The 20,491-nt window shown below is 69.6% G+C and carries 19 protein-coding genes and 1 pseudogene; 10 read left to right on the forward strand and 10 right to left on the reverse strand.

The features are described 5' to 3' along the window. Positions 1 to 21: 21 nt before the first annotated feature. On the reverse strand, positions 22 to 681 hold the full coding sequence (locus QNA08_RS01800; protein ID WP_283738963.1) for a tetratricopeptide repeat protein: 660 nt from the start codon (positions 679 to 681) through the stop codon (positions 22 to 24). Positions 682 to 853: 172 nt separating this feature from the next. Beyond that, positions 854 to 1,489, reverse strand: coding sequence for a LysE family translocator (locus QNA08_RS01805; protein ID WP_283738964.1), 636 nt, complete (start codon positions 1,487 to 1,489; stop codon positions 854 to 856). A gap of 135 nt (positions 1,490 to 1,624) precedes the next feature. Here QNA08_RS01805 and QNA08_RS01810 point away from each other — a divergent pair, with 135 nt between their 5' ends. Next, a complete protein-coding gene (locus QNA08_RS01810; protein ID WP_283738965.1) occupies positions 1,625 to 2,380 on the forward strand; it encodes an AraC family transcriptional regulator in 756 nt (251 codons plus the stop codon). A 10-nt stretch (positions 2,381 to 2,390) separates the two neighbouring features. On the opposite strand, the gene panB is transcribed toward QNA08_RS01810, so the two are convergent. Together panB and QNA08_RS01820 are read right to left on the reverse strand one after the other, a co-directional pair. Next, complete coding sequence (gene panB, locus QNA08_RS01815; RefSeq protein WP_283738966.1) at positions 2,391 to 3,263, reverse strand: 3-methyl-2-oxobutanoate hydroxymethyltransferase; 873 nt, start codon at positions 3,261 to 3,263, stop codon at positions 2,391 to 2,393. 11 nt (positions 3,264 to 3,274) lie between these two features. After that, positions 3,275 to 3,855: pseudogene (locus QNA08_RS01820) on the reverse strand (NnrU family protein). Between the two features lie 243 nt (positions 3,856 to 4,098). On the opposite strand from QNA08_RS01820, the gene QNA08_RS01825 reads away from it, so the two are divergent. Both QNA08_RS01825 and QNA08_RS01830 read left to right on the forward strand, forming a co-directional pair. Then, the gene (locus QNA08_RS01825; protein ID WP_283738967.1) at positions 4,099 to 4,473 is read left to right on the forward strand and encodes a hypothetical protein; all 375 of its coding nucleotides are present in this window, start codon (positions 4,099 to 4,101) and stop codon (positions 4,471 to 4,473) included. Further along, positions 4,446 to 5,948 carry a methyl-accepting chemotaxis protein gene (locus tag QNA08_RS01830; protein WP_283738968.1) on the forward strand — a complete coding sequence of 501 codons (1,503 nt, stop codon included), beginning with the start codon at positions 4,446 to 4,448 and terminating at the stop codon, positions 5,946 to 5,948. The genes QNA08_RS01825 and QNA08_RS01830 overlap by 28 nt, the downstream gene beginning before the upstream one ends. Before the next feature lie 43 nt (positions 5,949 to 5,991). Here QNA08_RS01830 and QNA08_RS01835 read toward each other — a convergent pair whose 3' ends face one another. Next, positions 5,992 to 7,455, reverse strand: a complete 1,464-nt coding sequence (locus QNA08_RS01835; RefSeq protein WP_283738969.1) for a catalase — start codon at positions 7,453 to 7,455, stop codon at positions 5,992 to 5,994. Between the two features lie 121 nt (positions 7,456 to 7,576). Between QNA08_RS01835 and QNA08_RS01840 the strand changes: the two genes are divergently transcribed. After that, entirely contained in the window at positions 7,577 to 8,500 is a 924-nt protein-coding gene (locus QNA08_RS01840; RefSeq protein WP_283738970.1) for a hydrogen peroxide-inducible genes activator, read from the forward strand. Between the two features lie 10 nt (positions 8,501 to 8,510). Here QNA08_RS01840 and QNA08_RS01845 read toward each other — a convergent pair whose 3' ends face one another. The 5 genes from QNA08_RS01845 to bioB all read right to left on the reverse strand — a co-directional run bounded on the left by QNA08_RS01845 (position 8,511) and on the right by bioB (position 12,384). Next, the gene (locus QNA08_RS01845; RefSeq protein WP_283738971.1) at positions 8,511 to 9,386 is read right to left on the reverse strand and encodes an MBL fold metallo-hydrolase; all 876 of its coding nucleotides are present in this window, start codon (positions 9,384 to 9,386) and stop codon (positions 8,511 to 8,513) included. Between the two features lie 134 nt (positions 9,387 to 9,520). After that, positions 9,521 to 9,763 (reverse strand): hypothetical protein, encoded by a 243-nt coding sequence (locus tag QNA08_RS01850; RefSeq protein ID WP_283738972.1) that lies wholly within the window; start codon positions 9,761 to 9,763, stop codon positions 9,521 to 9,523. Continuing rightward, the gene (locus QNA08_RS01855) at positions 9,760 to 10,629 is read right to left on the reverse strand and encodes a sulfurtransferase (protein ID WP_283738973.1); all 870 of its coding nucleotides are present in this window, start codon (positions 10,627 to 10,629) and stop codon (positions 9,760 to 9,762) included. The genes QNA08_RS01850 and QNA08_RS01855 overlap by 4 nt, the downstream gene beginning before the upstream one ends. A gap of 318 nt (positions 10,630 to 10,947) precedes the next feature. Beyond that, on the reverse strand, positions 10,948 to 11,295 hold the full coding sequence (locus tag QNA08_RS01860; protein ID WP_283738974.1) for a hypothetical protein: 348 nt from the start codon (positions 11,293 to 11,295) through the stop codon (positions 10,948 to 10,950). Positions 11,296 to 11,397: 102 nt separating this feature from the next. Then, a complete protein-coding gene (gene bioB / locus QNA08_RS01865; RefSeq protein ID WP_422679834.1) occupies positions 11,398 to 12,384 on the reverse strand; it encodes a biotin synthase BioB in 987 nt (328 codons plus the stop codon). A 326-nt stretch (positions 12,385 to 12,710) separates the two neighbouring features. Here bioB and QNA08_RS01870 point away from each other — a divergent pair, with 326 nt between their 5' ends. The 6 genes from QNA08_RS01870 to nirB all read left to right on the forward strand — a co-directional run bounded on the left by QNA08_RS01870 (position 12,711) and on the right by nirB (position 20,491). Continuing rightward, positions 12,711 to 13,904 (forward strand): 8-amino-7-oxononanoate synthase, encoded by a 1,194-nt coding sequence (locus QNA08_RS01870; RefSeq protein WP_283738976.1) that lies wholly within the window; start codon positions 12,711 to 12,713, stop codon positions 13,902 to 13,904. Beyond that, complete coding sequence (gene bioD, locus QNA08_RS01875; RefSeq protein ID WP_283738977.1) at positions 13,901 to 14,527, forward strand: dethiobiotin synthase; 627 nt, start codon at positions 13,901 to 13,903, stop codon at positions 14,525 to 14,527. The genes QNA08_RS01870 and bioD overlap by 4 nt, the downstream gene beginning before the upstream one ends. Positions 14,528 to 14,539: 12 nt before the next feature. Next, the gene (locus QNA08_RS01880; RefSeq protein ID WP_283738978.1) at positions 14,540 to 15,826 is read left to right on the forward strand and encodes an adenosylmethionine--8-amino-7-oxononanoate transaminase; all 1,287 of its coding nucleotides are present in this window, start codon (positions 14,540 to 14,542) and stop codon (positions 15,824 to 15,826) included. Further along, complete coding sequence (locus QNA08_RS01885) at positions 15,823 to 16,809, forward strand: beta-ketoacyl-ACP synthase III (protein WP_283738979.1); 987 nt, start codon at positions 15,823 to 15,825, stop codon at positions 16,807 to 16,809. The genes QNA08_RS01880 and QNA08_RS01885 overlap by 4 nt, the downstream gene beginning before the upstream one ends. Positions 16,810 to 16,933: 124 nt before the next feature. Beyond that, positions 16,934 to 17,614, forward strand: a complete 681-nt coding sequence (locus QNA08_RS01890; RefSeq protein ID WP_283738980.1) for a GntR family transcriptional regulator — start codon at positions 16,934 to 16,936, stop codon at positions 17,612 to 17,614. Positions 17,615 to 18,019: 405 nt separating this feature from the next. Further along, positions 18,020 to 20,491 (forward strand): nitrite reductase large subunit NirB, encoded by a 2,472-nt coding sequence (nirB, locus tag QNA08_RS01895; RefSeq protein ID WP_283738981.1) that lies wholly within the window; start codon positions 18,020 to 18,022, stop codon positions 20,489 to 20,491.

Consider the following 20,491-nt stretch of genomic DNA (forward strand, 5'->3'; position numbering starts at 1 on the left):
CCTGACCGGCCTTTGGCCGGTTTACTGCTTCGTGACGGGGCCGCCGCGCACGAGGCCGAGATAGATCTCGGCCCGCTGACGCAGACTGCCCTGGGTTTCGCGATCCGCGACGATCTGGTCGAACCAGCGACCGGCCGCCTCGTAGTCGCCGGCCTTCAGCGCGGCGAGGCCGAGGAGTTCGCGAGCCGAGTGGCGCCATGCGCTGGACGGAGCCGCCAGCGGCTCGAGCTTGGCCGACACCGCCCTGGGGTCGAGGCCGTCGAAGCGCAGCATGACGGCGCGCAGGCGTGCCAGATCCTGCAGAAGACCGCCAACCGTCGTGTCAGCCGCCAGCGCGTCGAAGGCCGCGGCTCCCGCCTCGGGATCGCGCTTGCCAACCTCGGCGGCGAGGCGGAAGCGGGCCAGGGTGCGGTAGCCGTTCGGCGCGTCCTTGGCGACGGCCTCCAGTGTGCGCTCGGCCTCCTCGCCCTTGCCGTCGCGGGCCAGCGTCAGGGCTTCCTCGAAGCGCGCGCCGGCGGCCTCGGCCTTCTGCGTTTCGCGATGCTGCCAGTAGCGCCACGCGCCTGTGGCGATGACGAGGAGGATCGCCAGGCCGATGACGATGTTGCCGTACCGGGCCCAGAGCGCGGCTGCCTTGTCGCGCCGCAGTTCCTCGTCGATTTCGCGAAAGATGTCGGTCATCGAGCCGTCAACCGCTGCCCCGCGCCTGGCGCGGATGAATTTCGTCCGGACGGTCGCCTAGCACAGTCACCGCCCAAAGGCGAGCGTCCTTGCCCCCTCTCCTCACCGCGTGGCCAGCGCGGGAGCGATCCGCCAGCCATTCGGCGAGGCACGACGTTCTCGCAAGGCGGGCTCAGAATGACAGCAAGCCGACCTGCACCGCCGTGGTGACGACGAGGAGCGTGGCGAGCGCCACGTGTACGGCCCTCGCTCCGACCGGGCTGCGCAAGATGCGCGCCAGAGAGGTGCCCACCAGCAGCCAGGCGATGTGGATGGCGACGATCATCGCCGTCAGGACAGCCGTCTTGACGACGGCATCGAGCGTTGCGGCACCGTCCACGACGCCCGTGCCGGTGAAGACGGCAGTGATGGCGAACCAGGCCTTGGGATTGGCAACGGCGAGCAGAAAGCCGCCGGTGAAGGACGGTGCCGAAAGGTTCGCGCCCGCTTCAGCCAGCGGAGGCGCGGTGGCGATCCTGAACGCCAGATAGAGGATATAGGCGGCCGAGGCCGCGACGAGCACCGGTGCGACCTGGGGCAAGGCCTGCAGCAGGGCGACGACGCCGGCGGCGATGCCGAGCAACACTGTCGTCGTGCCGGCGACGAGGCCACTCACATAGCCCAGGGAGCGGCGAAAGCCGAAGGCCGCACCGACCGCCGTAACGCTGATGGTCGAAGGTCCGGGACTGCCCATGACGATGCTGGCCGAAAGCACGAGCGGCGGAAGGGCATGCCAGGCCTCCGACGGCAAGGCCCCCTGTTCGATCATCGGTTTTCCCCTATTTTTCGCGATGTCGCAGAAAGGCTATTGCGAGGCGGGATGCCGCGTCTTGAACGGCTGTGCGGGCAGGCTGGCTGTGCGAACCGCATCAGGATCGCCGGCGGCGCTGCGGGCATAGAGCGTATGGAGGCCCATTTTTACGGGCGGGCCTATGCGCCGCACCGGCACGACACCTACGCCATCGGCATCACGCTTTCGGGCGTGCAGAGCTTCCGCTACCGGGGCGAACAGCGGTACAGCCTGCCCGGCCAGTGCCATATCCTGCACCCGGACGAAGTGCACGACGGCAGCGCCGGTACCGAGGCGGGCTTCGGCTACCGCATCGTCTACATCGACCCGGGCCTCGTGCGGGAGGCGCTCGGGGGCGGCGCGCTGCCTTTCGCATGCGAGCCCGTCGTCGATGTGGCACGCCTGCCGCCGGGCTCGGTCCAACAGATCTGGGATTTCGATCGCGCCGTCGACGAAGCCGAGCGCACCGACATCACGGTTGCGGCCCTTGCGGTGCTGGCCCCCCTCTCCCTGGGAGCCGAGACATCACCCGGCCCGCTCGCCCTGCCGGCGCTGGCGCGCGTGCGCGAGGCGATCGCCGTCGCACCGGCGCGACGTCTTTCGCTGGAGCGGCTCGAACACCTCTCCGGCCTCGACCGCTGGACCCTGGCGCGCCAGTTCCGCGCCGCCTACGGCACCAGCCCCAGCCGTTTCCGGACGATGCGGCAGCTCGACGAGGTGCGCCGCCTGTTGAGGGCCGGCACGCCACCCGCCGAAGCCGCGCTCGCCGCCGGCTTCGCCGACCAGAGCCACATGACGCGACATTTCAAGAGCGCCTACGGCATGACGCCGGTGCGATGGCTGGCTGCCGTGACGGCGCGTCGTCGGTGAGTGCAATCCGCTACTCGGCCCTCGTGCCCTTCTCGCCGTCGTGGAGGCCCTGTTCGGGACCGCTGGGGCGGGGGCCGCCGTAAGTGTGCGCAGCGGACGGGAAAGCGCGGGCGCGTACCTCGGCAGCGTAGGACCCGACGGCCTCGCCGACGGCCCGCCCGAGCTCGGCGTAGCGCTTCACGAATCTCGGCACCCGCTCGCTCAATCCCAGCATGTCCTCGAGCACGAGGATCTGGCCGTCGCAGGCGGCGGAGGCGCCGATGCCAATGGTGGGTACCGCAAGCGCGCGCGTGATGTCCGCCGCCAGAGGCTCGGCCACCGCCTCTATCACGACGCAGAAGGCCCCCGCCTCCGCCACGGCGCGGGCATCGGCCGCAATAAGCTGCCGCTCGGCTTCGTCCCGCCCGCGCGCGCGGAAAGAGCCGAGCTGATTGATCGCCTGCGGGGTGAGGCCGACATGGCCGATGACGGGCACGCCGCGCGCGACGAGAAACCGGATCGTCTCGGCCATGCCCACGCCCCCCTCGAGCTTCACGGCCGTACAGCCCGTCTCCTTCAGCACACGCGCGGCCGTGCGGAAGGCAGCCTCGGGACTCTCCTCGTAGCTGCCGAAGGGCAGGTCGACGGCAACGAGCGCCCGGCGCGAGCCGCGCACCACCGCCTGGCCCTGCAGGATCATGAGGTCGAGCGTCACGGGCACCGTGGACTCGAGCCCCTGCGCCACCATGCCGAGGGAATCCCCGACGAGCAAAATGTCGCAATGCGGATCGACGAGCCGCGCCATGTGGGCGTGGTAGGCCGTGAGCGCCACGATGGGTTCTCCACCCTTGCGGGCGCGGATGTCGGGCACGCTGACGCGGCGGATATCAGCCGAAACGGACATGGGGGCCCCCTTTACCCGATGACCGGCACGCCGATGAGAAGGGGGTGCAGCCATCGCACGATGGCGGCATAGGCGACCACTCCCACGACGACCGCAATCACGTCGTTGCGCACACCGCCATAGGGAATGGGCAGCCCGCTCGGCTCGTCCGGCGCTTCACCGCGATGCGGTCGACGATGGCCCAGACGAGGAAGGCCCCGAAGAGGACGATCGAGCCGACGTCACCATTGGCGAGCAGATGGGCCGCGGCCCAGATCTTGATCGCCGCCAGCATGGGATGCTTCAGGCGCTGCCTGATCTCCCCCGGGACATAGGCTGCGACCAGCAGGATCATGGCCGGCAGCATCAGCGCCAGGGCCAGATGCCGCGTCCACACCGGGGGATCCCAGACGGCGACGTAGCCGGCGGCGCGATAGCGTCCGTAACCCCAGACGATCAGGACGAGCCCGACGGCCGAGACCAGCGAGAAGAGGATCTTGTATGTCCCTTCGCCAAGGCGGCCGACCAGCGTGGCGCGCGCGCCCCGCGCCATGACGAGGCTATGGGACAGGAAGAAGACGACGAGGCCGAGAAGCAGAATCGTCATGAGCATGCCGTGTCCGTGGAACGGGTCCAGACAGTCTGCGAAGGCGCGCCCGGATGCAAGGCGGTACCCGCATACGCCCTGGTCCGACTGGGGATCACGAGCTCGTGAAGCTGCCACAACCTCTGCGAGCTATGAAGAATCGAAACATCTTCAGGCGTTGTTAAACCGCGGCCCACACTCTCGACGGGCTCCAGAGCGTTCCTGGCACTCGGCGTCGTCTCCGTCGCCCGAGACGGCGGGAAGCGGCGGATGACGGCGAGAGAACAGGCCATGACACATCGCGAGCGGCTTGAGGTGAGCCTCGCATGCGTCGCCTTCGCCCTCGGTCTCGCGGCCGTCGTCGTCCTTCCCTCTGATCCGACGGAGGTGGCGGTTGTCGCCGGCCCCTTCGCCCCGCGGGGCGAAGCAGTCCGCATTGCGGTGGCGGCCGGTGGCCTTCTCGTGCGCGACGGCGGTTTCCAGGCGGTCGTCATCACCCGTGGCAACGGAAGCGATTTCGTCGGGCGCCTGCGCGCGGCCGGGGCATGGCTCGTGCTCGATCCGCGCGTGGTCGCCGGTTGTTCCGGCATTTCAAGGATCATCGCCAGGGGATGGACATGCAGGCTCTCGACGATCTGCGCTTGAAGTTCAGCCGCGTGTTGATCGTCTGGATCTGGATCAACGCACTCGTCATCCCCATCATCGCCGTGCTACGCGGCGTCACGCCTGTTTCTACCGTCGCACCCGTCGGCTTCGGCTTCGCCGTCGTCACCACGCTGCTGTGGCGCCGGGCCCCGATCGGGGCGGCGACGCGCATCGTCTCGAGCCTTGCTTTGGCCGGCTACGCGGCACTCGCGCTGTATGGATTCGCGCGGAGCGACCTGCAGATGGACGTCCACATGTACTTCTTTGCCATGCTGGCCTTCACCGCCGGCTGGTGCGACTGGCGTCCGCTGGTGGCCGAAGGCACGGCCATCTCCTTGCACCATCTCGCTTTCAACTACCTGCTGCCGGCGGCCGTCTTTCCCGGGCAGAGCGAACCGGGCCGCGTCCTGCTGCATGCATTCCTCGTGTTCATCCAGGTCATCGCGCTCGTCTGGCTGTGCCAGCGGCTGCGCGAGGCTTTCATCGCCACCGAGACCGCGATGCGCGAGGTCACCATCGCCTCCGAGATGGCGCGACGCGCCGAGGAGCGTCGCCAGCAGGCCGAGGCCGAGGCCGAGCGCGGAGCCGAGATCGCACGGCTCACCTCCAGGTTTCGCCACGACGTCGACCGCCTTCTGCACTCGGTGGTTTCGGACATGCGCTGCATGGACATGACGGCCCAGGGGCTCGCCGCCATCGCCCGCGAGACGGCCACCCGCGCCACCGGACTGTCGAACGCGTCTGACCGCATGGCCGTGATGGTCGGCGAGGCGTCGACGAGTGCCGAGGGCCTCAATGCCGTGGTGCGCGAGGTCACCGGCCGCGTCTGCCATACGACGGACATCCTCAGGCACGCGCGCGTCACGGCGCAGGATACGAACGCCTCCGTGGGCCACCTGTCGGCCGAGACGGAACGCATCGGCGAGGTGGTGCAGATGATCCGGGCCATCGCCGACCAGACCAATCTCCTCGCCCTCAACGCCACGATCGAGGCGGCGCGGGCCGGCGACGCGGGGCGCGGCTTCGCCATCGTCGCGAGCGAGGTCAAGTCGCTCGCCACCCACACGGCGCAGGCGACCCATGACGTGGCGCAGCGCATCGACGCCGTGCGGACTTCGAGCGAGACCGCCGTGGGCGCCATTCGCGTCATCGCCGGGACCGTGGACGAAGCCGCGGCGTCGATGACTCAGATCGCCGGCAGCCTGCACACCCAGGACGCCTCGGCCGAGAACATCGTGCAGTCGATCCGGACGGCGACGAACGAGACGGAGGTCGTCGCGCAGGATGCGACGGCCCTCGAAAGGGCCGTTGCACGCATGACCGTCGTCGCCGAACGGGTGCTCTCCACCTCGAGCTGCGTGACCCGCGCCACGGAGGAGCTCAATCAGCACATCGAGCAGTTCCTCGGGCGGATAAGGCCCGTCGCGGCGCTCGTCGACGTCCCCGTGGAAACGGACGGCCAGGCTGCGGCCTGAGGCCCGCCGAAGCCCGCCAGGCCGCCCGCCGAGCTGGCCGCGCCTATTCCGCAGCGGCGGCGAGCGTCGCGGGATCGAGCCCCATGCGCCGCGCGACCCCTTCCCCGTAGGCGGGATCGGCCTTGTGGAAATGCGCGATCTGGCGGCGCACGATGTGCTCGGGCACGCCGGCCATGGCGACCGCGATATTGTCGATGAGTTGCCGCCGCTGGTCCGCAGTCATGAGGCGGAAGAGATCGCCGGCCTGGGTGTAGTCGTCGTTGCCCTCGCGATGGTCGTAGCGATCGGCGTCGCCCGAGATCTTCAGGGGAGGCTCGGCGAAGCGCTCGTCCTGAGCTGGACCGCCGACGGAGTTCGGCTCGTAATAGGCGTCCGGATTGGCGGGCCCGTCGAGCCGCATGGCGCCGTCGGCGTGATAGGCATGCACCGGGCAGCGCGGCCGGTTCACCGGGATCTGGTGGTGGTTGATGCCGAGCCGGTAGCGGTGGGCGTCCGCATAGGAGAAGAGCCGCGCCTGCAGCATCTTGTCCGGCGAGAAGCCGACGCCGGGAACGATGTTGGCGGGCGTGAGGCCGGCCTGTTCCACCTCGGCAAAATAGTTCTGCGGATTGCGGTTGAGCTCGAGGATGCCGACCTCGATCAGCGGGTAGTCGGCGTGCGGCCACACCTTCGTCAGGTCGAAGGGATTGTAGCGGGTCTTCTCGGCATCCGTCTCCGGCATCACCTGCACGCAGAAGCGCCAGCGCGGATAATCGCCGCGCTCGATCGCCTCGTAGAGATCGCGCTGGGCGGATTCGCGGTCCTTGCCCACCACGGCTTCCGCCTCGGCATTCGTCCAGGTGGCGATGCCCTGCATCGACTTGAAGTGGAACTTCACCCAGAAGCGCTCGCCCGCGGCATTGATGAAGGAGAATGTGTGCGAGCCGTAGCCGTTCATCTGGCGATAATTCTGCGGCAGGCCGCGATCCGACATGAGGATCGTCACCTGATGCAGGCTCTCCGGCGACAGCGACCAGAAATCCCACATGGCCGTCGGCGAGCGCAGATTCGTGCGCGGATGGCGCTTCTGCGTGTGGATGAAGTCTGGGAACTTCAGCGGATCGCGCACGAAGAATACCGGCGTGTTGTTGCCGACGATGTCCCAGTTGCCCTCCTCCGTGTAGAAGCGCAGGGCGAAGCCGCGCACGTCGCGCTCGGCGTCCGCCGCTCCCCGCTCGCCGGCAACGGTGGAGAAGCGCAGGAAGGCCTCGGTCGTCTTGCCGACCTCGGCGAAGACTCTCGCCTTCGAGTAGCGGGTGATGTCATTGGTGATGGTCAAGGTGCCGTAGGCGCCGGAGCCCTTGGCGTGCACGGTGCGCTCGGGGATGCGCTCGCGGTTCTGGTGGGCGAGCTTCTCAAGGAGCTGGAAATCCTGCAGGAGCACCGGCCCGCGCGGCCCCGCGGTGAGCGAATTCTGGTTGTCTGCGACCGGAGCGCCGTTGGCAGTGGTCAACATCGGCCTGGACATCGGCTCTTCTCCCTTCCTGAGCGGGATTCGCATGGCGGTATCGATGTCCACATTGGAATGGTGACAGACAATAAGGTCCAATCGGATTGCCTTGGCCTCTCGATCAGATAATCTGATCTTCATGATCACGATGCGGCAGTTGCGCTATTTCGAGGCCCTTTCGCGCCATCGCCATTTCGGCCGCGCGGCCGAGGAATGCGCCGTCACGCAGCCGGCCCTGTCGATGCAGATCCAGGAGTTCGAGGCGGCGCTCGGCACGCCCCTCGTCGAACGGCGGCGCGGCGAGGCGCAGATCACGGAGGTCGGGCAGGAGGTGGCGCGTCGCGCCCGCGACATCCTCGCCGAGGTGCGCGATCTCGCCGAATATGCCCGAGCGGCGAGCGGCGTGCTCGCCGGCCCCTTCGCGCTCGGGGCCATCCCCTCGGTCGCGCCCTATCTCCTGCCGACCGCCCTGCCGCGCATCCGCGAGAGCTTTCCGGCGCTCGAACTGGCCCTGCGCGAAACGCAAACGGCGACCCTCGCTGGCGAGCTTCTGGGCGGCCGTCTCGATGCGATCCTCGTTTCGCTGCCGATCGACCACCCGGATCTCGAGACGATGCCGCTGTTCGAAGATGTCTTCCTGCTCGCCGCGCGGGCGGACAGCCGCCTGGCCCGGGCCGGCCCGGTGGAGCCCGCGCTGCTCGGGGGGGAGCGCCTCCTTCTGCTCGAAGAAGGGCATTGCCTGCGCGATCAGGCGCTCGCCTATTGTGGAGGGGTCTCCGCGTCGGCACGCGAACAGTTCGGCGCGACGAGCCTGTCGACCGTCGTGCAGCTCGTTGCCAACGGCTATGGGGTGACGCTCGTGCCGGAGATCGCCGTGCCGGTTGAAGTGGCGGGCGATGCCCGCGTCGCCCTCGCCCGGTTCGGCGCGCCGCAGCCGCAGCGCGTCATCGGCCTCGCCTGGCGCAAGAGCTCGCCGCGTACGCGCGACTTCGCCGCGCTCGGCGAGGTCATCGCCGCGGCCGGCCGCGCGGTCGTGGCCGAGGCCCGGGTGGCACAAGCCTGAGCCGCGGCCCTCAGGGCTCGAGCGAGACCGGGATCTTCAGGTAGTGAATGCCGTCGCGTTCGGGCGGCGGCAGCTTGCCGGCACGGATGTTGACCTGGATCGACGGCAGCAGGAGGAGCGGCGTCGGCAGCGTGGCATCGCGCCTCTCGCGCATGGCCACGAATTCCTCCTCCGTAACGCCCGCATGAACGTGTACGTTCTTGGCCCGCTCCTCGGCGACTGTCGTTTCCCAGGCGAAATGGTCCCGACCGGGGGGTTTGTAGTCGTGGCACATGAAGAGCCGCAGGTCGTCCGGCAGGGACAGGAGCCGCTGGATGGAGCGATAGAGCGCCCGTGCGCTGCCGCCGGGAAAATCGGCCCTAGCAGTCCCGTAGTCGGGCATGAACAGGGTGTCGCCGACGAAGACCGCGTCGCCGATCCGGTAGGACACGCAGGCCGGCGTGTGCCCCGGCGTATGGATGACCTCCACCTCGATCGCCCCGAGCAGGAAGCGTTCGCCATCCTTGAAGAGATGGTCGAATTCGCTGCCGTCGCCGCTGACGTCCAAGGCGTTGAAGACGGGGCGGAAGATCTTCTGCACGTCGCGGATATGCTCGCCGATCCCGACCTTGGCGCCCGTCTTGAGCTTGATGTAGGGGGCCGCCGACAGGTGGTCGGCATGCGCGTGGGTTTCCAGCACCCAGGCGACGGAGAGGCGCTTCGCCTCCGCCGCCTTCAGGATCGCGTCGGCCGACCGGCTCGAGCCGCGGCCCGTGCGGTGGTCGAAGTCGAGCACCGGATCGATCACGGCGGCCACGCGCATGCCGGGATCGTGGACGAGATAGCTCACCGTGTTGGTCGCCTCGTCGAAGAACGCCTCGATCTCGGGCCTGGCAAACGTGGTCATGATCCGAATCCCCAACCGACCCGGACGGCTTGCCGAGCCGGTCGCCCGCCTGCGGGTCGGGGCCCCGCCCGCCGCCTCGGAGCGCCGTTCGCTCCGCGCCACGGCGCCCCGGCAGCGAACCAGCCGGCCGCGGTTCAGCCGACGTCGACGATGCGGGTGCGCGACAGCCGCTCCCGCGCCTTGTCGAGCGCCTTCGCCTCGGCTTCTTCCCGGGTTGCGCCCTCGCCGCGCGCGATGCGCGCGCCGGGGCTCACGTTGTCCACCTCGCAGAGAAAGTGCTCGCCGAGACGGTAGGACACGACGCCGACCGCCCAGCCGGCGAGCGCATCGTGCCGGCGTCGATAGTCCTGCGGGCGTTGGACGGACCGGGTGCTCATGCGGCCCCCGTGCCCATGCGCTCGGGGCCCCGCTCGACGGGCGCGCGCACCATGTTGCCCCACTCGGTCCAGGAGCCGTCGTAGTTCTTCACGTCCTTGAAGCCGAGCAGGTACTTGAGCGCGAACCACGTGTGGCTCGACCGCTCGCCGATGCGGCAGTAGGCGATCGTCGGCCTGTCGGCCGTGACGCCCTTGCCCCCGTAAAGCGCGGCGAGTTCGTCCGCCGACTTGAAGCTGCCGTCCTCGTTGCAGGCCTGGCCCCAGGGTATGTTCTTCGCGCCCGGGATATGGCCGCCGCGCTGGCAGGTTTCGGGCAGGCCGGGAGGCGACAGGATCTTGCCGGTGAACTCGTCGGGGCTGCGCACGTCGACCAGGGCGCAGCCGTCGGCCTCCAGGGCGCGCTTGACGTCCGGCAGGAAGGCCCGCAGCGAGAAGTCGGGCTCCATGGCGCGGTAGGTGGCCCCGGCCACCTTGGGCACGTCGCTCGTCAGCTCGCGTCCTTCCGCGAGCCATTTCTTGCGTCCGCCGTTCATCAGGCGCACGTCGTCGTGACCGTAGATCTTCATCTGCCAGAGCGCCCAGGCGGCGAACCAGTTGTTGTTGTCGCCGTAGAGAATGACGGTGGTGTCGTTGCCGACGCCGGATTCAGCCATCAGCCGCTCGAAGGCGTCCTTCGGGATGATGTCGCGCTCGACGGTGTCGCAGAGCTGCGTCGTCCAGTTCCAGGCGATGGCGCCCGGCACGTGGCCCTGGTCATAGGCCGTGGTGTCGACGTCGACCTCGACGAGGCGCAGACCGGGATCGGCCGCGTGCTCGGCAACCCAGGCCGTCTCGACGAGCATTTCAGGATGAGCATATTCGGACATGCCACGCCTCCCGTACTGACCCGATGTCTGGGATCAGGCGGCGCCGGCCACGAACGGGAAAGACGCTTCACCCCGCGGCCGTTCCGTCTATTTCCATGCCTTCATGCCCCTCGGCCCGCGGGAGGTGACTCTAGCACCGAGCAATGGCCGGTTGGAGTCGCTAGTGCCGCGCAAACCGGCCGCTCCCGTCGAGCCAGGTCCCGGGCGGGCGGCGCCGGCGTGAGCGCAGGCGCAAGCGAGTTCCCCGTCCTTCCCGCTCCCTCCCCCGCGGCCCCGCGCGCAGCGGGCCGTGGATCATGGCCGCCGAGGTGCACGCCGCTAGGCCGAACAGGCGTAGGCGAACTCGTGCTGCATCGGCGAGACCTCGGCCTGGCTCGTGACATGGCACTTCTCGCCGATCTGCTTCTCCACGACGAGCCTAGCCCGGGTGGCGAGCGGCTGAGTCTCGCCCGCGGCGCAGGCGGCATAGGCCATCTCGCTGATGAGGTAGGGCACGACCACCGCTTTCTTCGCCTTCGCGTCGTTGTAGACCATGTAGCCGTCGTGGCATTCGAGCTGCACACTGCTGTACGGCAGCGCAAGGTAGTCGATCGAGGGCCTTGACGAGCAGCCGAGGGCCACCAGGCAGGCGGCGCTCGCGAGGCAGGGCTTGAGAACGCGGGCCATGCAAGCATGGTCCGGCAGGCCCGGAGCCCGGTCAAGCGGTCCCGAGGCGCACGGCCGCGCCGTCCGACCCTTCATGCCGCGAAGACCGCCCGGCGCGTCCGGTCAGGCCCGGCCGTTCCCTGTCCTCATGCCAAGGCGGGCGAGGAGGTCCGCGTCGCGCTGCCGCTCGGGGTTCTTCGTCGTCAGCAGGATGTCGCCAAGGAAGATCGAGTTCGCCCCGGCGAGGAAGCAGAGCGTCTGCAATTCGTCGCTCATGTACTGCCGTCCCGCCGAGAGGCGGATGACGCTCCTCGGCAGCATGAGGCGCGCCAGCGCGACGAGCCGCACGAAGGCGATCGGGTCCGGGCGCTCCGCCTGCGCCTTGACGGGCACGCCGTCGACCTCGTTCCAGAGGTTGAGCGGCACACTCTCGGGGTGCTCCGGCAGACTGGCGAGAAGGAGCAGCATGCCGACGCGGTCGTCCTGCCCCTCTCCAAGCCCGACGATGCCGCCACAGCACACCTTGAGGCCTGCCGCACGCACGTTGGCGAGAGTTTCGAGCCGATCGTCGAGCGTGCGGGTGGTGATGATCTCGGCGTAGTACTCCGGCGAGGTATCGACGTTGTGATTGTAGTAGTCGAGCCCGGCGTCCTTCAGGCGGCCGGCCTGCTCGGGCGTCAGCATGCCGAGCGTGGCGCAGGTCTCCAGGCCGAGCGCCTTCACCGCTGTGACCATGGCCGCTACCCGCTCCAGATCGCGGGGTTTCGGGTTGCGCCACGCGGCCGCCATGCAGAAGCGGGCGGCGCCTGCGGCCTTGGCGGCTGCTGCGGCCGCAAGCACGGCATCCTGGTCCATCAGGCGCGTCGCCTTCACGCCCGTGCGATAGTGCGCGCTCTGCGAGCAGTAGCCGCAATCCTCCGGGCAGCCGCCCGTCTTGATGCTGAGGAGGCTCGCCGTCTCGACCCGGGTGGCATCGAAATGTCGGCGGTGGACCTGCTGCGCCGCAAAGAGCAGGTCAGGAAGCGGCAGGGCATGCAGCGCCTCGGCCTCGGCGCGCGTCCAATCGTGGCGCGCCTCTTCATGTTGGATCGGCCCTTCGGTTCGGGTCATCTCGGTCATCTCCATGAGGCCTCGCCAGGCTGGGGTTTCGATCGCCCTAGAATAATAGATAATTATTCACAGCGATCTATTTTTCGCGCACAATCGCGATGCATATCAACTGCAAACGCGAGTGTCTTGCACTATTATAATAGATTATCTATTAAATCCTCTTGCGTAGCACCCTGCGAGACCCTAGCCTCCTCGCGGCTGGGCCTGGCCCCTCATCGGCGAACCTCGCCGGCAAGGAGCCGCAACGAGCGGCCATGACCAGACCACGCCGCGCGGCCCGCCCACCTTCCGGGCGGCCTGAGCACCCTCTGCGACATGGATCCGCCATGCACGAAGCACCCGCCGTCGCATTCGCAGCCACCGAAGCCCCGCACCGAAGCGCGCGGCCGCTCGCACGCATCGAGGCGACGTTGCGCGGGCTCGCCCGCAAGGGGCGGCAGCGGGAGCTCGCAGCCGCCGACGGGGTGGACTTCACCTCCAACGACTATCTCGCCCTTGCCCACTCGGCGCGCCTGACGGATGCGGCGCGCGACGCGCTGGCGCGCGGCGTGCCGGTCGGCGCCGGCGGCTCGCGCCTCCTCAACGGCAACCACCCCGAGCACGCGGCGCTGGAGGCCGAGGCGGCCCGCTTCTTCGGGGCCGAGAGCGCCCTCTTCTTCGGCTCGGGCTACGCCGCCAACCTCGCCCTTTTCGCAAGCCTGCCGCAGCGGGGCGACCTCGTGGTGCACGACGCCCTCGTGCATGCGAGTGCGCGCGACGGCATCAGGGCAGGGCGAGCGGAAGCCCACGAAGTGCCTCACAACGACGCGGCCGCCGTCGACGAGGCCATCCGCCGCTGGCGCGCCGCAGGCGCCACGGGTACGCCCTGGATCGCGGTCGAAAGCCTCTACAGCATGGATGGCGACCGCGCGCCGCTCGACGACCTGTGGGCCGTGGCCCGGCGGCACGATGCCATGCTCGTCGTCGACGAAGCCCACGCGACGGGCGTGCACGGGCCGCTGGGCCGGGGCCTCGCCACCCATCTCGAAGGGCAGGAGCAGGTGATTACCCTGCACACCTGCGGCAAGGCGCTGGGGGCGAGCGGCGCGCTCGTCCTCGCGAGGGCGACCGTGCGTGACTACCTGATCAACCGCGCCCGCCCCTTCGTCTATGCCACCGCCCCCTCCCCGCTCATGGCGGCGGTCGTGCGCGCGGCGCTCGTCGCGCTCGCCGAGGAGCCGGAACGCCGGGCACGCCTCGCGGCCCTCGTCGACATCGCCAACCGGACGCTCTCCGCACGCCTCGGCCTGCCAGAGAGCGGCTCGCAGATCCTGCCCGTCGTCGTGGGCGACAACGGCCGGGCCGTCCACCTCGCCGCGCGCCTGCGGCAGGCAGGCTTCGACGTGCGCGCCATCCGCCCCCCGACGGTGCCCGAAGGCGGCGCGCGGCTGCGCATCACAGTGACGCTCCATGCCGACGAGGCAGCGATCGCAGGCCTGTTCGACGTGCTCGGCGCGGCCATCGCGGAGGGCCGGCCGTGACGGAGCGCTTCGTGATCGCCGGAACGGACACGGGCGTCGGCAAGACGATCCTCGCCGCCGCGCTCGCATCCGCGCTCGGTGCCGCGTACTGGAAGCCGATCCAGTCCGGCCTCGACGGAGAGAGCGACAGCGAGGCCGTGTGCCGCCTTGGCGGGCTTTCCCCGGAGCGGATCGTGCCGGAGGCCTGGCGCCTCACCACGCCCGCTTCCCCCCACCGCGCGGCGGAGATCGACGGCGTCGCCATCACGCCGGAGCGGCTGCAGCCGCCCGTGGACAAAGGCCGCCTCGTCATCGAGGGAGCCGGCGGGGTGCTCGTGCCAATCACGCGCTGCGTCACTTTCGCCGATGTCTTCGCCCGCTGGCACCTGCCGGTCGTCCTCGTGGCGCGCACCACGCTCGGCACGATCAATCACAGCCTCCTCTCCATCGAGGCCCTGCGGTGCCGGGATGTGCCCCTTCACGGCATCGCCTTCGTCGGCCCCCCGGCCGCCGACAGCGAGCACACCATTGCCGAAATGGGGGGCGTGCGCCGGCTCGGCCGCCTGCCCGTGCTCGACCCGCTCACCCCGGCAACGCTCGCGGCCGCCTTCGCCACGCATTTCGACGCGACCAACTTCCTCTGAACGGCAACCGACATGACAGTTCCGAAGGCCCCGCTCTGGCATCCCTTCACCCAGCACGCCACCGAGCCCGTTCCGCTCCCCGTCGCGCGCACGGAAGGCGCATTCCTCGTCACGGAAGACGGACGGCGTATCCTCGATGCCATCTCGTCCTGGTGGGTGATCACCCACGGCCACCGGCATCCCGCGATCGCCGCCGCGATCCGCGCGGCGACGGAGCGGCTCGACCAGGTGATCTTTGCCGGGTTCACGCACGAGCCGGCGGAACGGCTGGCAGAGGCCCTCGTTCGTCTCGCCCCCCCGGGCCTCGCCCGCGTCTTCCTCTCCGACAGCGGCTCCACCAGCGTCGAGGTCGCGCTGAAGATGGCGCTCGGCTATTTCCGCAACATCGGCGCGCCGCGCCGGCGCATCGCCGTGATGGAGCACGGCTACCACGGCGATACCATCGGGGCGATGTCGGTGGGCGCGCGCGGTATCTTCACGGCCGCCTACGAGCCGCTCCTGTTCTCGGTCGACCCCATCCCCTTCCCCGAGGAAGGGCGCGAGCAGGCGACCCTCGATGCTCTCGAGGCCGTCTGCCGCGAGGGCGACACGGCGGCGCTCGTGGTCGAACCGCTGGTGCTCGGCGCGGGCGGCATGCGCACGTACCGCCCCGCCGTTCTCGCCGAGCTGCGGCGCATCTGCACATGCCATGGCGTCCTCCTGGTCGCGGACGAGGTGATGACCGGCTGGGGGCGGACCGGCACGCTCTTCGCCTGCGAGGCGGCGGGGATCACACCCGACATCCTGTGCACGTCGAAGGGGCTCACCGGCGGTTTCCTGCCGCTCGCGGCCACCCTCTGCCGGGAGGAGATCTTCGCCGCGCATCTGTCGAGCGACCGCGGCCGCACCTTCTTCCATTCGAGTTCCTTCACCGCCAACCCGATCGCCTGCGCCGCCGCCCTCGCCAATATCGCGGTGTGGGAGCAAGAGCCGGTTGCCGAGCGGGTCACCCACCTCGCCAGGATGCAAGAGGAGCGCATCGCACGCTTCCGCGGCGATCGCCGCTTCACCGGTGTGCGCCGCACGGGTACGATCGCGGCGCTCGACCTCGCCGTGCCAGACGCCGGCTATCTCGCCGAGGCGGGTCCGCGTCTCAGGGCCTTCTTCCTCGCGCGCAACATCCTGCTGCGGCCCCTCGGCAACGTCATCTACGTGCTGCCGCCCTACTGCGTGACGGGGGCCGATCTCGACCGCATCTACGACGCCGTGGCGGAGGCGCCCGAGGTGCTGGCGGTCAGGTCCGGCGCGGTGGCCGCATGAGTGCCGCGACAAGCCGCATCGTCGGCTTCGGCCACCATGTGCCGCAGCGCCGGGTGGAGAATGCCGAGATCGAGGCGCGGCTCGGCCTTGAGCCGGGCTGGATCGAGCGCCGCACGGGCATCCGCACCCGCCGCCACGCCGCGCCGGACGAGACCCTGAGCGAGCTTGCCGTGCGCGCAGGCGACATGGCGCTCGCGCAGTCAGGTGTCGCGCGTGGTGACGTGGCTCTGACGCTCCTCGCCACCTCGACGCCCGACCACCTCCTGCCGCCGTCCGCGCCGCTCGTCGCGCACCGGCTCGGCCTGAGCCGCTCCGGCGCCGTGGATCTCGCGGGGGCCTGCGCCGGCTTCGTCTATGCGCTCGCCCTGGCCGACGGCTTTGTGCGGGTGCAGGGACGACCCGTCCTCGTCATCGCTGGCAATATGCTCAGCCGGCGCATCGCCCGGGGCGACCGCGCCACCGCCGCGCTCTTCGCCGACGCGGCTGGCGCCGTGATCCTCGCCCCCAGTGCGAGCCCGGACGCAGGCCTTCTCGGCGTCGCGCTCGGCAGTGCCGGAGCACACTACGGCCTCCTCGGCATCGCAGCCGGCGGCAGCGCCCGCCCCTTCGCCCCCGGCATCCCGCCGGAAGAGACCGCGATCGCCATCGGCGACGGGCGCCGGCTGTTCACGGAGGCGGTGCGACTGATGGCGGACTTCGCGCACGAAGCCCTGTCGCGCGCTGGGCTCACGATTGCGGACGTGAGCCGCTGCGTGCCGCATCAGGCCAATGCCCGCATCACCACCGCCCTCGCGCAGGATCTCGGTCTTGACGCGCACAGGATGGTCTCGACCATCGCCGACTACGGCAATTCCTCCGCCGCGACGATCCCCCTGTCGCTGTCGCTTGCGAACCGCGCGGCACCCTTCATGCCGGGCGAGCGCATCCTGCTCACCGCGGCCGGCGCCGGGCTGACGGGCGGGGCAGTAGCGCTCGGCTTCTGACTGTCCGTCGGGGCCCGCCGCGCGCCGCTGATCGGTATTTCCCCGCGCCCGGCAGCGCGCTATCTCGATCGGGCCCAAGCGTTCGCGTCGACAGGGCATGGCAGGGGCCGCGGGACCAAGGCACATGAAGAGAGCGACGGGCGAAGGAGACGACAACCGCACGGTGGCGGAGCGCATCGCGCGGGCGCTCGGGGAGCGCATCGTCGCCGGCGACCTCGCCCCCGACACGCGCCTGAGGCAGGATCGCATCGCCTCGGAATTCTCTGCGAGCCACGTGCCGGTGCGCGAGGCCTTCCGGCGCCTAGAGGCCCAAGGCCTCGTCATCAGCGAGCCGCGGCGGGGCGTGCGCGTGGCGCCCCTCGACATGGCGGCGATCAAGGAGATCGCCGAGATGCGCGCGGCGCTGGAAGTGCTCGCTCTGCGTCACGCGGCGCCGCGCCTCGGGCCCGCGGACCTCGCGCGCGCCGACGCCGCGATCCGGGAGGGCGACGCCGCGCAGAACATCCTCGACTGGGAGACGGCGAACCGCGCCTTTCACCGCGCGCTGACCGCGCCCTGCCGCATGCCGCGGCTGCTCGCCGCCATCGACGAGCTGCAGGTGGCGAGCTCGCGCTTCCTCTTCGTGACCATGAGGCCGACGGGATGGCGGCCGCGCTCCAACACCGACCATCGCCTCATCCTCTCAGCTCTTGAAGAGCGCAATGTCGAGAAGGCGGCGAGCCTCCTCGCCCGCCACATCCAGAGCATGGAGCGCCTTGCCGGCCTGCCGGCGGAAGGTGAGGCCGGCGCCATGGCAGCGCGCTGACATCGCCCCGGCTGCCTGCGCATCTTCTGTGCAGCCTTCTTGAGCATCCTCGCCGGTGCTCATGCATTGGGCGCCTGCCGCCCGTTTGGGCAGACCTTTCGGCACGCACGCCGAGGCTGCCAGCCGCAGGTCGCCGTCCAACCCCCGGCGAAATCGGCCGTTTCGCAAGCGCGAGACGAGCTGGCACGTCAATTGCTGGAAGGCTGTCGGATCAAAGGCGATCCTCCGTCCATCGGAAAGGGGCCCAACGATGGGTCCTCGTCGGATGGCACCGGTTCGCGCGCCCGAGGCGGGGCGGCTGCGGCGGTGCCAAGGTCGCCGTCGGTCCCGTGAGACTAACGCTCCATGTGATCGCCGCCGTGACCCCGTGGCCGATGGATCTGCATCGCACAACGGGGAAACACGATGTCGGAATCGACCTCGCGCATTCACACCGAGCGGCTGGTGGTCGTCGGCAACGGCATGGCTGCGGGCCGCGCGCTGGAGGAACTCTTCGCCAAGGCGCCCGGCCGCTACGCCGTGACGGTGTTCGGCGCCGAGCCGCGCGTGAACTACAACCGGATCATGCTCTCGCCCGTGCTGTCGGGCGAGAAGGCCTTCGAGGACATCGTCATCCATGACGATGACTGGTATGCGCGCCACGCCGTCACCCTGCACAAGGGCAAGACCGTCACGGCCATCGACCGCGACGCCAAGACCGTAACGACGGCCTGCGGTCATATGGAGCCCTATGACAAGCTCCTCATCGCCACCGGCTCGCAGCCGATCGTCATCCCGATCCCCGGCGCCGCCCTTCCCGGCGTCGTCACCTTCCGCGATCTCGACGACGTTGCCGCCATGCAGGCGGCGGCCGGCAAGGGCGGCCGCGCCGTTGTCATCGGCGGCGGCCTCCTCGGCCTCGAGGCGGCGGCCGGGCTCAAGGCAAAGGGCATGGAGGTGACCGTCCTGCACCTGATGCCGACGCTCATGGAACGCCAGCTCGATCCCTCCGCCGGCTACCTGCTGCAGCGGGCGATCGAGGCACGCGGCATCGAGGTGCTGACGCGGGCCAACACCCACGCCGTGCTCGGCGAGGACAAGGTGGAGGGGGTCAGGCTCGACGACGGGCGCGTCATCCCCGCCGACATCGTCGTCATGGCCGTCGGCATCCGGCCGAACGCCGCCCTCGCCAAGGCGTCGGGCCTCGAGGTCAACCGCGGCCTCCTCGTCGACGACGCCATGCGCACGAGCGACGCGGACATCTTCTCCGTCGGCGAATGCGTCGAGCATCGCGGCCAGTGCTACGGCCTCGTGGCACCGCTCTACGAGATGGCGAAGGTCGCTGCCGCCCAGCTCGCCGGCGAGACGGAGGCCGCCTACACGGGCTCCGTCACCTCTACGAAGCTCAAGGTTACGGGCATCGACCTCTTCTCCGCCGGCGACTTCTCGGAGGGTGACGGCAAGGAGGACATCGTCCTGCGCGATCCCTCGCGCGGCATCTACAAGCGCATCGTGCTCGCGGACAACCGCATCGTCGGCGCCGTGCTCTACGGCGAGACCGGGGACGGCGGCTGGTTCTTCGACCTTCTGAAGAAGAGCAGCGACGTCGCGACCATGCGCGACACGCTGATCTTCGGCCAGGCCTATCAGGGAGGGTCCCCCCTGGACCCTACGGCGGCCGTTGCAGCCTTGCCGGATGATGCGGAGATCTGCGGCTGCAACGGCGTTTGCAAGGGTGCGATCGTCACGGCGATCAATGCCAAGGCCTTGACCACACTCGACGAGGTCAGGGCGCATACGAAGGCCTCGGCCTCCTGCGGCCAGTGCACCGGCAAGGTCGAGCAGCTTCTCGCTGCGACGCTCGGTGACGGCTACCGCGCCGCCGCACGCAAGCCGATGTGCAAGTGCACCGACCTGACACACGAGGAGGTGCGCGGCTTCATCCTGGCGAAGTCGCTCAAGTCGATCCCGGCCGTCATGCAGGAGCTCGGCTGGAAGAGCTCGTGCGGCTGCTCCTCCTGCCGGCCGGCACTCAACTACTACCTGCTCTGCGCCTGGCCGACCGAATACGAGGACGACGCGCAGTCGCGCTTCATCAACGAGCGCGTCCACGCCAACATCCAGAAGGACGGCACCTATTCCGTCGTACCGCGCATGTGGGGCGGCCTGACCTCGCCGGCCGAACTGCGCGCCATCGCCGACGTCGCCGAGCGCTACGCCATCCCGACCGTCAAGGTGACCGGCGGCCAGCGGATCGATCTCCTTGGCGTCAAGAAGGAGGATCTGCCGCTCGTCTGGGCGGACCTGAACAAGGCCGGCCTCGTCTCGGGCCACGCCTACGCCAAGGGCCTGCGCACGGTGAAGACCTGCGTCGGCCGGGAGTGGTGCCGCTTCGGCACGCAGGACTCGATGGGCCTCGGCATCAAGCTCGAGCGGCTGCTCTGGGGCTCCTGGACACCTGCCAAGGTCAAGCTCGCGGTCTCCGGCTGTCCGCGCAACTGCGCCGAGGCCACGGTGAAGGACGTCGGCGTCATCTGCGTCGACTCCGGCTACGAGATCCACATTTCGGGGGCCGCCGGCCTGCACGTGCGGCCGACCGACCTGCTCGGCCGCGTCGAGACCGAGGAGGAAGTGCTCGAACACGTCGCGGCGGTGATCCAGCTCTACCGCGAGGAGGCCGCCTATCTCGAGCGCATGTACAAGTGGAGCGAGAAGGTCGGGCTCGAGCGCATCCGCTCCGTGATCATGGACGACCACGCGGCGCGCAAGGCGCTCTACGAGCGCTTCCTCCTCTCCCAAAGCACCATACAGAAGGACCCCTGGGCCGAGCGCGTCGCCGGCGCCGAGGCCCATGAATTCAAGCCCGTCGCGGTGGTCATGCCGCTCGCAGCCGAGTGA

This window comes from Chelatococcus albus (assembly GCF_030067675.1).
GTDB lineage: Bacteria > Pseudomonadota > Alphaproteobacteria > Rhizobiales > Beijerinckiaceae > Chelatococcus_A > Chelatococcus_A albus.